Raw genomic sequence first — 14,784 nt, 5'->3', positions numbered from 1 at the left:
TTAACAGTATTTCAGTCCCACTTTCAAGTTTCCCTTCAGTTATACCTTCATTATGTACCTGTCTTCTAAACTCTTTGATTGACTCACCCATTTCTACTTCTCCTCCTTTGCTTGCTTTACTGTTTTCTTCCATGATCTTTTTTAAGGTTTCATCATCCACCAGACTTGCTACGATCTCTAAGGCATCTTTTGGTAGTATCAGTCCTTTTAGCATTTCGTCATTTCCTTTATACAAATACACTCGCTGAATCGCTTTTACTAACATATAATTATCTCTGTTTTTAAAATCATGATAATCCAGGTCAATTATATCAATAATTTCTATTTCCCAGTCATTTGATCCTTCATTTAAGATATCAGGTCTTTTCAATAGTTGATTTATTCCCCCATCTTTTTTCGCCCCAGTTGATTACTTTACTATATACCGGGATTAAATTTTCAATCTCCCGATTGGGACCTAGCAGACGGTTGTATACTGCCAAGTCATAAGTAGCATCCCTTATTGGCATTGTTTTATCAAGCCTGGTCTGGTTTTCTAAACCAATTAAAACATCATGGTTTTCAATGATACAGTGATAGATGATATCACGTCTTCGATCAAGGATTATGTTTCCAAAGCGGGCAGCTGCATCACTGTTAAAATCATAACAGTTTTCTTTAGTTAAAACATTCTTACCGTTAAAGGCAACTGCATTAGAAAAATCAATAAAACGATCCTTATCGGCAAAATAGATTCTGGCATTAATATCATGATCGCCCAAAATCATCCCTCCTTTTTTTAAAGTAACGGACAATTTCTAATCAACTACATTATAGCAGTAAGCTATAATTAAAGATAGAATTATCCATTCTATTATATATATACAACCGTACTTGATAAAATTACTTTTATTTTTTTAATTTTTTTAAAATAAAAAGAAGACTCGATCATATACAAGTCTCCCATTTTATCTTTCAATAATTTAATTTTCAAATGCTAATGCGATTAAACGATCTAATAATTCACTATAACTAATACCAAAATCTTCCATTAATTGAGGATACATTGAGATTTTAGTAAATCCTGGCATCGTATTAATTTCATTTAAATAAATATTATTAGTTTTTTTATCTAAGAAGAAATCAACCCGACTTAATCCATGACCATCAATTGCTTTAAATGCTTTAATTGCATATTCTCTAATTTGATCTTGAATTTTTTGATCAACTAGTGCAGGAATACAAGTTTTGCTTTCTTCATCATTATATTTAGAATCAAAAGTATAGAACTCACCATGAGGCATAATTTGTCCAACTCGCGAAACAATTACATCATCATTACCTAATACTGCTGTTTCTAATTCGATACAATCAACATATTCTTCCACCACAATGTGACTATCATATTTACTAGCTTCTTGTAATTTAGCCATTAAATCTTCTTTTTGATTGCAACGATAGCATCCGACACTAGAACCAGAACGACTAGCTTTAATAAAACATGGATATCCTAAAGTTTCTTCAATGTAAATTTCGATATCATTAATTTCATGATAATCATCATCAATAACAACCAGTTTACCATCGTTACGTTTTTTTACATAGACAGATTTTACTTGTGGTATCTTAGCTAATTTAAATAACTTTTTAGTATAAATCTTATCCATTGCCACACTAGAACCTAAAACACGGCATCCAGCGTATGGCAAACTTGCTAGTTCAAACAAACCTTGAATTGTTCCATCTTCGCCATATAAACCATGCAATACTGGAAGTGCCACATCCTGACTTTTAAGCAAACCAAAAACATCATCTACTTTATGACTATTATCTAACCAGCTATCTTTAGCTAGATCTTGTTGGTTTAAATCCAAATAGTACCAGTCACCTTCAAGAGTGATCCCCACTAATGTAATTTCATATTTATCTTTATTTAAATTATTTAAAACTGAAGTACAAGACATTCTTGATACAATATTTTCGGTTGATTGTCCCCCGCATAAAACTAATAATTTTTGTTTCATGATAATTTCTCCTCTATTTTATTAACCACATCTTTAAGCTTCATTCCATTAGAACCTTTAAGCAAAACAACATCATCATTTTGCAAGCTTTCAAGTAAATAATTTATCACTTCCTGATTATCTTGACAATAGTAAATATTCTCCATTTTCATATCTTTAGCTGCTTGAACAATATTTTTAGCTTCTTTACCAACCGCAACTAAAATATCAATCTTTTTATTTACAACATATTGGCCAACTCGCTGATGAATTTCTTTACTATATTCCCCCAGTTCTAACATATCCGCTAAAACAGCAATTTTTCTATTTTTATAAGTAGCTAATACATCTAAACTAGATTTCATGGAATCTTCACTAGCATTATATGTTCCATCAATTAAAGTAATGTTATTATTTAATTTAATAACATCCATCCGATTTTTAGTTAACTTAAATTCTCTAATCCCCTGAATACATTTTTCAATATCAATATTTAACTGTAAACCAATCGCAAAGGCAATTAATGCATTAGTAATAAAATGCTTTCCGGCTACTGGTACATAAACATGATATTTTTTATCTTGATATACTAAGTCAAATTCACTATGATCAATATCTAAACTAACATTTTCAGCTTTAAAATCACCTTTGCCATCAATTGCAACCGTAACGATATTTAATCGTTCCAGCGTTACTGATGATAACATATCATTATCATTGTTAAGTACCAAAGTACTGCCATCTTTCATCCCGGCAACAATTTCCATTTTAGCTTTTAAAATATTTTCACGACTACCAAGTTCACCAATATGCGCCGTCCCCACATTAGTAATAGCACTAACATCTGGTCTTGCAATCAACGAAAGTTCTTCCATTTCTTTTAAATGATTCATTCCCATTTCCAGTACCATAACCTGTTCATCTTGCCATCTTAAAATTGTTAACGGTAAACCGATATTATTGTTGTAGTTTCCTTCGGTTTTTAAAGTACGATACTGCTGTTTAATAACACTATAAACCATATCTCGAGTACTGGTCTTACCAACACTGCCTGTAATCCCAACGACAGTTACATTACGATTTTCTCTTACATACCTGGCCATATCCTGTAAGGCTAAAAGCGTATCATCGACTAAAATCACTGCGTGTTTTTCATCTTCTATTACTCGATCACTAATAATAGCACTGGCACCATTATCAAAAGCACTAGAAATAAAATCATGACCATCAAAGCGTTCCCCAATAAGAGGAATATACATCATTCCTTCTTTAACTTTACGACTATCCTGGCTAAACCCAATTATTTCTAATTCTTCATCACCACTAAGTAATTTTCCCTTAGTAGCTGTTACAATTTCTTTTATTTTCATATTTTCCCCCTAAACTTCACCTTGGTTCAATAATGAACCTTGATTGGTAATTTCTTTAACATTACCATCTAAATCAACAATCTCATATTTTATACCACTAATACTATCAGTTGAAAGCACCAGCAAACGACTACCAACAATTTCAAAACTCATATCACTGTCACTTTTATATATTTCTTTAGCATTTTTTCCATCTTTATCAATTTGATAAATAAATGCACCACCTTGAACAATTAATTTATCACCAAGAAAATTAATCATTTCTAAATCCTGATTTTCATAAATCAGCTGATCATTACCATCTAGATCACTTTTTACAATCCCCTTGTCATTTATAAAATACAAATCATTGCCATCATACGTATATAAACCGGCATTTTCACTTATTATTTTCAAATCACTGCCATCTAAAGCAATTGAAATTAATTTATTCTCTTTATTTACATAAAAGATTCTTTCCTTACTTTGATCAACTATCAAACAATAAGATACTTCATCATTGATCTTTTTATCCTCATTATTAGTTAAATTCAAACAATGAATTGACTCATTATCACTATCATTTTGATAATAAACAAGCTCACCTAAATTTTGAACATAATAAACATTCTCCAATAATTTATCACTTTTACGCTCTTTTTTATCCATTCTAATATAATCATTATTACTATCTAAATAATAGTAATAATCATCATCTTCACTAAAAGAAGTTACATATTCATCAACAACCAATTCTTGATTACTATAGTCATCATTAAATTTAATTACCTGATCATTGATCATAATATAACTGCCATTATCATTAAAATAACTAACACCTAAATTATTACGATTAGTAGCCAAGGAATATTCACTATTTTCCAATGATTCTATATCTTTATTAGTTTCTTGACTTGTTTTATTGGCTACTTTATTTTCCATCGCTAAATAATCTAAATACATATCCATTGGAATAGTAATTAATACTAAAGCCAAAAAAACAGCCCATATTTTTAAATCAAACCAATAACTTTTTTCTTTAACTGTTTCTTTTTCTATTTTGGTACCACACTCAGGACAGAATAAAAATGTTTCATCTAATTCACTACCACATTTTTTACATTTAATCATCTTATCACCTACTCATTTTAATGGTTTAATTTTACCATAATGCCACCATGAAAAAAAGACCTTACTAAAACTAGCAAGATCTCTAACAGTCAATAAAATCAATTTTAGATGACTTTAATTTCTCTTACAAATGCATAAACAATAATTTTAAGGATTAATCTAGATATACAAATTTATTATTTTTCTTTACTGCTTGATGCTATTCTAACTGCAAAAGCCATTCCCCCATCACCATAAGTTGGTTTTTTTATAAATTGCTTAGTTGATTCACTCAACTCCTGATTATTCTTCAGTGAATGAATTATTTCATTTTCCCATCCAAATAATCTTGAATTAGATATTGCTTCAAGATCAAGCAGGACATTTGTAATATTTTTATAATAGCTTTTGTTATGCTTTTCTATAATATAACGCATTAGTTCAAGACGCTTATTCATACTTCTTATATTTGCAGAAATAGGAGCAGTTCGATAATTTATCAACGGCTTTTCAACAATTCCCGCATGAGCTGCAGGTATCGTTTCTAACATACTTAAAAAGTAATCCCAATCTTCAAATCCAGACCGCATCGATTCATCATAACCGCCACATTGCATAAAAAATTTTTTACGAAGAATATGTGTTGCCGGACAACAATTACGTGATAGAAATGGAACTATATCCCCACCACCAGGACAAACGATTGCATCTAGTACGCCAAAAGTATGCATCCATGATGAAGCCACAACCATTGTTGGATCACTGCAAAGTAATTTACAGACATCTTCTATATATGTAGGCTCAAGTTTATCATCTCCATCTAACACTAAAACCATTGATGTTTGTGTTTTATGGATCCCTAGATTTCGCGCTGACGAAACACCCTTGTTTTCTTGAAAATAAATTATAATTGGTACTGGAAAATCAGTTTCTTCAATTCGCTTTAGGATATCAAGAGAGTACGCATCTGTTGAACCATCATCTATTATAATAATTCTTTTTGGTAATTGGGTTTGGCTGCATAGTGATTGAATTGCTTCTAAGATCATAGCACCTTGATTATAACTTGTAATAACAGCTTCAATATCTGCTTTTAAACACGTTTTATTATCACTTATATCTACCATATATTTCTCCAATCTAACATACACATATTTTTCTACTTATTTTATTTTGACTTATCAGTTACTTTTTAGCGAAGATTATTTGCTACATTTAAATATTATAAAGCATACGGGAGGTAGAATTTTTATTTTAAATATTTAATTAGCTTCAAATCATCATTATTACTTTTGTTTAACAAGGATAAAAGTAATTGATTAAAAATATCTTTTTACATCTATTTTTAAAAATTTAGTAGAATCTTATTTTTTCTTTTAATGAACAAAAATTAGAGATTATTTTTATGAAAATTCCAAGCAGTAGATATAATTTGTTTAATATCCGTATATCGAGGTTGCCAGCCTAAAACTTCTTTTGCTTTTGTATTATCAGCTACTAATTTTGCGGGATCACCACTACGTCTTTTAGCTAAGGTGACATTGATTGGTAACTGTGTAACCTCTTTAGCAGCTTCAATAATTTCTAATACTGAATATCCTTCACCATTTCCTAGATTAAAAACATCACTATTATTTCCATTATATAGATAATGTAATGCTTTAATATGCGCATCAGCCAAATCATTAACATGAATATAATCTCGAATACATGTACCATCTTTGGTATCATAATCTGTTCCAAAAACGTAAATGGTTTCTCTTTTTTTAGCCGGAACCTGTAAAATCAATGGTATTAAATGTGTTTCTGGATTATGTAATTCTCCAATCAAACCATTTTCATGAGCCCCACAAGCATTAAAATAACGAAGAGCAACCCACTTAATACCATAAGCCTGATCACACCATTTCATCATTTTTTCCATTGCCAGTTTGGTTTCTCCATAAGTATTGGTTGGTGAAGTTTCATCACTTTCTACAATAGGAATATGTTTTGGCTCACCATAAGTTGCAGCTGTAGAGGAAAAGACAATAAATTTAACATCATATTCTTTCATGACTTCTAAAAGACAAATCATCCCATATACATTATTATCATAATATTCTAAAGGTTCCTTCATACTTACACCTACTAATGAATTTGCTGCAAAATGAATAACTCCTTTAATATCTTCTTTAGCAAATACTTCTCTTAAAAAATTTTTATCACGAATATCACCTTGATAAAATTTAGCTTGAGGATGTACCAATCTTTTAAAACCGGTTTGTAGATTATCTACGATAACAACATCTTCACCACTGTCAATAAGAGCATATACTGTATGGCTTCCAATATATCCTGCTCCTCCTAATACTAATACACTCATTTTATTCTCCTATCTATAAAATTTTTATTCCGCCATATTTTCTAATTTTTAAAATATGACATGACCCCTTACCAAAATACTGTTCAATTTCTTCTTTATATTTACTTACGAATTCATTTTTAACAAATGCCTGAATCGTTCCAGCAAAACCACCACCATGAACTCGACATACACCTTGATCTTCTAATATTTTTTCCGATAAAGCTAAGGCAATTGAAACAGCCTGCTGATCAACATAATGATTAGAGTATATATTTTGTAAGTATTTAAATGAACTATTACCGGATTCTTTTACAATTGTTTTAAATGTTTCAAAATCATTTTCTTTTAAAGCCAAATCCGCTTTTTGAACCCGCTTATTTTCAGCAAACAAATGCATCGCTCTTAATACAGCACGATCTAAAACTGCTTTTCTAACTTCTGGTAAATGTGCATAAAATTCATCTTCATCAACATCACTTAAAACTTCTTTTCCAAAAAACTGTGCTACTTTTTTCATTTCTTCAGGAATAGATGCATAATCACTTGTCAAATCTGCATGAGAAGCATGAACATCGACAATGCACAAACTATAGCCAAACTTTGAAAAATCAACATCGATTTTATTTACAAGTGGCTGTTCATTATTTTTAAAATCAATATGGATTAAATTACCTACTGAACACGCACATTGATCCATTAAACCACATGGTTTGCCAAAATAAACATTTTCACTATATTGTCCAACTTGTCCGATTGTCACTGGATCAACTTTCATTTCATTATATAACCCCGATAAAACAGTACCAATCATTACTTCAAATGCAGCTGAAGAAGATAATCCTGATCCTTGGAAAACATCACTTGTCATATAAGCATTAAACCCGCCAATTTGAAAACCTAATTGTTGGTAGCGCATTAATACACCACGAATCAAACCTTTAGAAGTTTCAATTTCTTCATCTTTTTTCTCCAAATCATTAATACTTATTTCTTCGATATCATAATCATCAGAAACGACTTTTACAGTATCTTTATTTTTGGCAACAACTGCAATAATATCCAAATTAATAGCAGCAGCAATAACTTCGCCATGTTGGTGATCAGTGTGATTTCCACAAACCTCACTTCTTCCAGGAGCACTATAAATTTCTATTTCCTGGTCGCCATATAAAGATATAAATTTCTCTATAGCTTGAATATATCTTTGTTTTTGTATTTCAATCAATTCACTATCAACATATACATCTTTTAAAATATGATTATATTGATCGTTATTAATTTCCTGAATTATTAAACTTGCTTGTTTCATAAGTCCTTCTCCTATATATTTTCTACAAATTCAATAAAAGCATTGATGCCTTCATCATTCATTTTAAAAACACCAGCATCTTCTAAAACTTCGACAAATTTCTTTGTAAGTTCTTGCTTTAAAATATTATCTACATTTTCTAAATTAATATCATAATTTTGTTTTAATTCATTGTACCAGCTACGATGTTTTTCTAATTTTAAAACAGTATTAATATCTTTATGATGCAACAAACATTCTTTTAATTCTTCCAATTCTGTTTTTAATCGAGCTGGCAACACGGCTAATCCCATCACTTCTATTAAACCAATATTTTCTTTTTTGATATGATGAAGATTTTGATGGGGATGGAAAATACCATCAGGATATTCTTCGCTTGTGCGATTATTTCTTAATACTAAATCTAACTGATATTTGTCTTTTTTCATTCTAGCAATCGGTGTAATAGTATTATGGGCTATACCATTTGTAGCTGATAAAATATTTAAAGACTGATTTGAGTATTGGCGCCATTTTGCTAGGACAGCATCAGCGAAATCAATAATCGCTTGTTTATTAAAAGAAGTTACTCTAATAGTTGATAAAGGCCACTTCATCAGTTCAATTGTGAGTTCAGGATATTGCTTTAAATATACTTTCTTTAAAACAGCTGCGTTTTCAATTGGAAAAGTATAGCTTCCTCCCTGATAATGATCATGAGTTAAAATAGATCCGCCTACAATTGGCAAATCAGCATTAGAACCAAGCATATAATGTGGAAACTGCTCAATAAATGATAACAGATTCATAAAAGTATCATGATTAATTACCATTGGCTGATGATGAGCGTTAAAAACAATACAATGCTCATTGTAATAAACATAAGGAGAATACTGTAAATAGTACTCTTTGCCATTTAAATTAAGTGGAATAATCCGGTGTGTTTGTCTAGCTGCATGATTTAAATTCCCAGCAAAACCTACATTTTCTTTGCATAATAAACATTTTGGATAACCACTTGATTTAACTAATTTAGCCTTTGCAATTTCCTTAGGGTCTTTCTCCGGTTTAGATAAATTAATCGTTATTTCAATATCTCCATATTTATAAAATTCTTTAAAACGAATATTTTTATCAGTACGACTTTTACGAATATAATTCGATGCAATTGATAACCGATAATAATAATCTGTTGCCCGCTTAACTGATTTTAAGCATTTTTCATTAAACTTCTTAACAACCTCGCTTGGCCTTGGCATAACGCAATTCATAATTCGAGTATCAAATAAATCTCTGGCAGTGATATTGTTTTCAAGCAATTCTTTTTCAACAGCATAGTTAAGCATTTCTTCCAAAATTGGAGTTGCTTCTTTTAGCGTTTCCGTGACAGTTTCTTTTTCAAAATTGTCTAGATGGAATAAATCTAATAATAAATTAACTGCATATTCTTCATCACTGCGTTCAATCATTTTATTTTGCATCGCAAAATGAATCAAACGATTAATTTGTAAATTGATATTTACAGTTAAATCAGTAAAATCATGGCATACTTTAATTACTCCAGGTAAATTAATATATTCATCCGCTTTGTTAGCTGAATCAATAACTACAATTTGACAACTGCCAGCAAGATGAGCATTTTTGATTCCACTTAAAGAATCTTCAAAAACAGTAATATCTTTCATATCTAACCCTAATTTTTTCGCCGCATCTTGAAACATAGCTACTTTATTTTCATACTTTCCATTATCATAAACAATATCTTGAGGATTGATCCATTTATCTAAATGAAAGGATTCAATAAAGAAATCAATATTCTCTTTAATTGATGCACTAGCAATTGTAAAAGGAATATTTTGCTTTACCAACATTTCAAAATAGCTTTCAGCCCCGGCAACCAGATGAAAAGACTTTGTATCTTCCTTACAATATTGACGATAATATTGTTCTTTTAATTTTGAATATTTATCTATATCTTCTTGACTTGCCTTTTGATCAAATAAATACTGGATGATCTGTTGATTAGGGACACCATTAAAATGATTATGAAGTTCGTCTTGACTAATTCCTTTTCCTCTAATCATTTTTGAAATTGTTTCCCAGGCTAAAAGATGCTTATCGTTATCGAAAAATAAAGTCCCATTAAAATCAAATATAACACCCTTTGTTTCCATCATTACAATAGCTCCTTTGTTTCAGAAACCTGTTTATACCAGTATGCAGAAGCTTTAGGATAGCGTTTTTGAGTCTTGTAATCAATGTAAAATAATCCATATCGTTTATTATATCCATTTGTCCATGAAAACATATCCATCAATGACCAGACAAAATAACCTTTAACATTAACCCCATGTTCAACTGCTTTTAAAAGATACTTTAAATGTCTTTTTATATAATCAATACGTGGGGTATCATCAATAATTCCATCTTCAAAATCATCTTTATAACCCATACCATTTTCAGTAATATAAATAGCTTTATAGTTTGGATATTGCTGTTTGATCCGGTTCAGCATATCAAACATACTTTCAGGATGAATTAACCAGTCCCAGTCAGTACGATCAATTCCTTCTTTATTCATTCTTTCACCAACGCCTTTTAAACGAAAACGCGAAGTTCCTTTTTCCCCAGTTCCATTATGATGAATATCATTTTCACCATCATAAGCCTGAATAAAACGACTTTGATAATAATTCATTCCCATATAATCATTCATGATTGCCGCTTTTTTCATGATATCCAAATCTTCTTTTCGAATATCTAAAGTGCCATTATTATATGCAATAAGTTTATTGACAATACTCATTGTTTCTAAACTATAGTAACCTTGGAAGGTAGCATCTAATAAGAATTGATTTTGCAAGACATCTTCATTTTTGGCAGCCATGATATCTTCTAATTTATTTTCATTAAACGGATATTTATACTCTAATGATTGGACACAGCCAATTTGTCCATTATAATGGCCTTCTTTATAAGCAACAACTGCTTTTGCATGTGCTAACATCATATTATGCATAGTTTGAAAAGCTTTGGTCATATTATATTTTTCACCATTTGGAAATGTTCCTTCAATGTACTGATTAGTTGCAACTGCCCAAATTTCATTAAAAGTAAACCAATAAGTGACTTCATCTTTATATTCTTCAAAGCAGAATTTCGCATAATTTTCAAAAGCATCGATTGTATCACGATTTAAAAAATCACCTTCTTTAAATAAAGTATCCGGAGTATCAAAATGATGCAATGTCACAAATGGTTCCACACCATTTTGATGACATTCTTTAAATAAACGATGATAGAATTCAACCCCTTGAGGATTGATTTTTCCTTTTCCATCCGGAAAAATTCTTGACCAGGCAATAGAAATTCTAATCCCGTTAATTCCAAACATGTGACATAATTTTAAGTCAACTGGATACTGATGATAAAAATCACTTGCTGGATCGGCTTTAAAGCGACCTTGTTTTTCTAAAAAATCATCCCATGAAACTTTTCCCTTTCCATATTCTAGAGTGCTACCTTCGCATTGATATGCGGCAGTAGCTCCTCCAAAAATAAAATCATCACTAAATCTCATCTTATTTTTCCTCCATCACTTTAAAGACAAACTCTAATGCTCCTTCTGGATCACGAGTTAAACTAATATACTGTTTTCCTTGACAGGCAATACATTTAATTCCTAAACGATCAGTATCTTTCTTCAAATCTTCATAATAAGAAGCAACTTGCGGTGCTAAAACAATCAAATCATAATCTTTCATGATATCCATGTGAGCCCCATAAGATCCGGCAGCTGTCACTAATGGTATTCCTTTTTCTTTTGCACCTTTAGCTAATGCATTAGCAAGCAATCCGCTTGTTCCACCACCTGCACATAATACTAAAATCTTCTTAGAAACTAAAACTTCACCATCAATATCAACTTTATCTTTTGCTTCTACAGTAATTGTATTTTCCTTTTCTTCTTCTAACTTTTGATTATCATAAACTTTAAAGAATGGATAATAAATTACAAAGTCCATCACTAAAACAAGGGCTAAGAAAATAATAGGTAAGATTTTTATTCCACATCCTAAAACGATACCAATTGGTCCTGGTGTTGTCCAAGGTAAGGTATAAATGAAACCATCCATGTTTAAAAGATCAACAAATAATTTAAATACCCAGATATTAGCAATTGGTGTTACAATAAATGGTACAAAGAATACTGGATTTAAAACAATAGGTGCCCCAAATAAGAACGGTTCATTAACATTGAATAAAACCGGAATTGAACTTGCCCGTCCAATTGCTCTTAATTCTTTTGATTTAGCTAGAAAAGCAAACATATAAGTAATCACTAAAGTCGCTCCTGTCCCACCTAAACATACAACAAAGTATTGAGAACCTAAAGATAAAACATTATTAGCATGCTGTCCTGCTTGTACAGCGGCTAAGTTAGTTGTCATATTTAAAACTAGCACTGAAGAAATTGCTGGTTCAACAATTGATGGACCATGTACGCCAATAAACCAGAATAATGACATTGCCCCATAAATAATCGCTAATCCAATATATCCATCAGCAGCAGTAAATAATGGTTGGAAAACCTGAATAACACCTTCAGCAAAATTAATACCGGTTATATTTCTAAAAATAAGATCAAATAACCAGATAACAACAATTGCTCCGCCAAAAGGAATCACATCTTTAAATGTTTGTGATAAATTAGGTGGCACTTGTTCTGGCATTTTAATTGTAATATTATTTTTAACACAGAACTTGTAAACCCAACCAACAACAAATGCTGTCATAAAAGCTGTAAGTAACCCTTTAGAACCTAAATAACCATTAGCAAAACCACCTTCAATGCTATCAGCACTTAAAATTAGAAAGCCAATAATTGCACAGATCATTGTTGAAACACTATTGATTTGATTATTAGCTGGTAATTCTCGATTTAATGAGTCAGTAAATCCTTTCACTGTTGTCGCCGCAACAGCAACCGCTAAGATTCCCATTGAATAATTGTATGGTTTCATAATAATAGCTTCTATTTCACTGCTCCAATAAAAACCAAAAATATTTGGTACATAAGCAACTAGTAGAAAAATACTTGAAAATAGAATAATTGGCATACTGGCAATAAAACCATCTTTAATTGCTTTTAAATATTTATTACGTGCAACCTTATCAAAGAAAGGTTTCATCTTTTCGATTGGTTCAATAATTTTATCCATTTATTTTTCCTCCCCATTACGATAAACATCCATCAATGTTCCAATAATATCCTTTAATAACATAGTCGTCATTAAATGATCTTGACCATGTACAGTAATAAAGCCAATTTCAACACCCTCACCACGAGCTTCTAATTGCAATAATTCAGTTTGGGCTTTATGAGCATCTACTAAACATTCTTCAGCCTCATTCACTAATTTTTCGGCAGTTTCAAAATCTTTACTTTTTGCTTTTTCTAAAGCCATTAATAATTTAGAACGTGCATCCCCAGAGTATGCAACGATTTCAAATGCGACCATTGTTGCTTCTTCTTTTGTCATTTTCATTTTCTCCTTATTGTTTTTTTATAATTGAAATGATTGTTGCAACTTCACTGTCATTGATTGATATCCCAGCAATATTTTCAATATCACTTAATTCTTTTCTAACTATCCCAACACTTTTACGATCTCTTACTAAAATCTTTGACGCTATAAAATTAACTGCAGGATAGGCATTTTTCTTTAATTTATCAATTAAACAAATCATATGAATTAATAATCCTGTTTTTTGATTTAGATCAACCTTTATATTTAATAATTTCGGTACTTCACTAACAAAACGAATTAACGGCTCCTTAAGTTCCAACATATTTAAGTGCGGGAATTGTTCGATCATAGAATCAAAAATATTATATAAATCATCATTTTGACTAAACAATTTTTCTAAGCTGGTAGCATCTTGCTGGTACAAATCTTGAATATACAAGAAAGAAAATTGTGATAAATGTAGATGGTAACTACTAATAATACCAACAATGCTATTTTGCTGAGAAATCTTGTCTATTTCATTATAAATATCACCGAGTTCAGTCTTTTTGAGAGGAAAAACTTTATATGGTGTTAATTCAAAATGGGTATTTAAATAATTCATTGCTTCTTCAATTTCTTGTTGAAGTGGCGAAATAACTAATAATGCTTTTTGAGTTTGCTGTTTACGTTTATATTGAATATCTTTAAATTTATCATTTAAATATTGATATGTTTCATCTAAAGAACAATTTTCATTTGTCTTATTAACACTCACCATTCCAAACAAAGTAATTGGCATTTCGATAAAGCGAATCTCAATCCCAGTTTCTACGTGAATTGATTCAGCCATTGTTCTAATTGAACCCATATCATAGATCAGGATTACTCCTTTACCTTGATCAATATCTATCATTTTTTGTTTTAGCTCTTTGTAAGCAACAGTCATACTCTTATCTAATAATAAATCATAACCATAGATATTTTCCTGATGTGTTAATGTTTGAATTGTTTTAGCAATTGATGAAGCACTCTGACTACCATGAAAAGCAATAAGGGTGACAACTTTCTTTTTTACTGCCAATTCATAACCAGATAACATAAACAACATCACAAAGATTACTTCATCTTGATTTATTTCTATTTGAAATTCCTGTTGCATTTTTTGAACTAATGATTGTGCTAAAGAATAATACTC

General features: G+C 30.6%; 12 protein-coding genes and 1 pseudogene. All 13 read right to left on the bottom strand.

Annotation, left to right across the window (positions count from 1 at the left end; all coding sequences use genetic code 11):
- Positions 1-370, bottom strand: a pseudogene (locus tag J7M77_RS02815) (hypothetical protein); the annotation flags it as partial.
- Positions 357-761: a hypothetical protein gene (locus J7M77_RS02810; RefSeq protein ID WP_296875748.1), complete on the bottom strand. Its 405-nt coding sequence runs from the start codon at positions 759-761 to the stop codon at positions 357-359. The gene J7M77_RS02810 and the pseudogene J7M77_RS02815, both read right to left, overlap by 14 nt.
- 201 nt (positions 762-962) lie before the next feature.
- Positions 963-2,003, bottom strand: coding sequence for a D-alanine--D-alanine ligase family protein (locus tag J7M77_RS02805; protein WP_296875746.1), 1,041 nt, complete (start codon positions 2,001-2,003; stop codon positions 963-965).
- The gene (murF, locus tag J7M77_RS02800; protein WP_296875744.1) at positions 2,000-3,352 is read right to left on the bottom strand and encodes a UDP-N-acetylmuramoyl-tripeptide--D-alanyl-D-alanine ligase; all 1,353 of its coding nucleotides are present in this window, start codon (positions 3,350-3,352) and stop codon (positions 2,000-2,002) included. The genes J7M77_RS02805 and murF overlap by 4 nt, the downstream gene beginning before the upstream one ends.
- A 9-nt stretch (positions 3,353-3,361) precedes the next feature.
- Positions 3,362-4,462 carry a zinc ribbon domain-containing protein gene (locus J7M77_RS02795; protein ID WP_296875743.1) on the bottom strand — a complete coding sequence of 367 codons (1,101 nt, stop codon included), beginning with the start codon at positions 4,460-4,462 and terminating at the stop codon, positions 3,362-3,364.
- A 176-nt stretch (positions 4,463-4,638) separates the two neighbouring features.
- Positions 4,639-5,568 (bottom strand): glycosyltransferase family A protein, encoded by a 930-nt coding sequence (locus J7M77_RS02790; RefSeq protein ID WP_296875740.1) that lies wholly within the window; start codon positions 5,566-5,568, stop codon positions 4,639-4,641.
- A gap of 263 nt (positions 5,569-5,831) precedes the next feature.
- A complete protein-coding gene (galE, locus tag J7M77_RS02785; RefSeq protein ID WP_296875738.1) occupies positions 5,832-6,806 on the bottom strand; it encodes a UDP-glucose 4-epimerase GalE in 975 nt (324 codons plus the stop codon).
- A 13-nt stretch (positions 6,807-6,819) separates the two neighbouring features.
- Positions 6,820-8,097 carry a galactokinase family protein gene (locus tag J7M77_RS02780; protein ID WP_296875736.1) on the bottom strand — a complete coding sequence of 426 codons (1,278 nt, stop codon included), beginning with the start codon at positions 8,095-8,097 and terminating at the stop codon, positions 6,820-6,822.
- Positions 8,098-8,108: 11 nt separating this feature from the next.
- Positions 8,109-10,253, bottom strand: coding sequence for a UDP-glucose--hexose-1-phosphate uridylyltransferase (locus J7M77_RS02775; protein ID WP_296875733.1), 2,145 nt, complete (start codon positions 10,251-10,253; stop codon positions 8,109-8,111).
- Positions 10,253-11,656, bottom strand: coding sequence for a 6-phospho-beta-galactosidase (gene lacG / locus J7M77_RS02770; RefSeq protein ID WP_296875731.1), 1,404 nt, complete (start codon positions 11,654-11,656; stop codon positions 10,253-10,255). Before lacG ends, J7M77_RS02775 begins: the two co-directional genes overlap by 1 nt.
- Position 11,657: 1 nt before the next feature.
- Positions 11,658-13,298: a PTS lactose transporter subunit IIBC gene (locus J7M77_RS02765; protein ID WP_296875729.1), complete on the bottom strand. Its 1,641-nt coding sequence runs from the start codon at positions 13,296-13,298 to the stop codon at positions 11,658-11,660.
- Positions 13,299-13,619 carry a PTS lactose/cellobiose transporter subunit IIA gene (locus J7M77_RS02760; protein WP_296875727.1) on the bottom strand — a complete coding sequence of 107 codons (321 nt, stop codon included), beginning with the start codon at positions 13,617-13,619 and terminating at the stop codon, positions 13,299-13,301. It lies immediately after the preceding gene.
- A gap of 13 nt (positions 13,620-13,632) precedes the next feature.
- The coding region (locus tag J7M77_RS02755) for a PRD domain-containing protein (RefSeq protein WP_296875725.1) at positions 13,633-14,784 on the bottom strand (1,152 nt) is incomplete at its 5' end.

The organism is Thomasclavelia sp. (assembly GCF_017889095.1).
Taxonomy (GTDB): Bacteria; Bacillota_I; Bacilli_A; order Erysipelotrichales; family Coprobacillaceae; genus Thomasclavelia.
Note: the sequence above shows the minus strand (reverse complement) of the source record. Positions and strands in the feature narration are given on the sequence as shown.

What these genes read in the sequence shown, in the direction of transcription:
- lacG (WP_296875731.1), bottom strand. Translation starts at nt 11,656, where the DNA reads ATGAGATTTAGTGATGATTTTATTTTTGGAGGAGCTACTGCCGCATAT.
- J7M77_RS02775 (WP_296875733.1), bottom strand. Translation starts at nt 10,253, where the DNA reads ATGATGGAAACAAAGGGTGTTATATTTGATTTTAATGGGACTTTATTT.
- J7M77_RS02790 (WP_296875740.1), bottom strand. Translation starts at nt 5,568, where the DNA reads ATGGTAGATATAAGTGATAATAAAACGTGTTTAAAAGCAGATATTGAA.
- galE (WP_296875738.1), bottom strand. Translation starts at nt 6,806, where the DNA reads ATGAGTGTATTAGTATTAGGAGGAGCAGGATATATTGGAAGCCATACA.
- J7M77_RS02795 (WP_296875743.1), bottom strand. Translation starts at nt 4,462, where the DNA reads ATGATTAAATGTAAAAAATGTGGTAGTGAATTAGATGAAACATTTTTA.
- murF (WP_296875744.1), bottom strand. Translation starts at nt 3,352, where the DNA reads ATGAAAATAAAAGAAATTGTAACAGCTACTAAGGGAAAATTACTTAGT.
- J7M77_RS02805 (WP_296875746.1), bottom strand. Translation starts at nt 2,003, where the DNA reads ATGAAACAAAAATTATTAGTTTTATGCGGGGGACAATCAACCGAAAAT.
- J7M77_RS02760 (WP_296875727.1), bottom strand. Translation starts at nt 13,619, where the DNA reads ATGACAAAAGAAGAAGCAACAATGGTCGCATTTGAAATCGTTGCATAC.
- J7M77_RS02780 (WP_296875736.1), bottom strand. Translation starts at nt 8,097, where the DNA reads ATGAAACAAGCAAGTTTAATAATTCAGGAAATTAATAACGATCAATAT.
- J7M77_RS02765 (WP_296875729.1), bottom strand. Translation starts at nt 13,298, where the DNA reads ATGGATAAAATTATTGAACCAATCGAAAAGATGAAACCTTTCTTTGAT.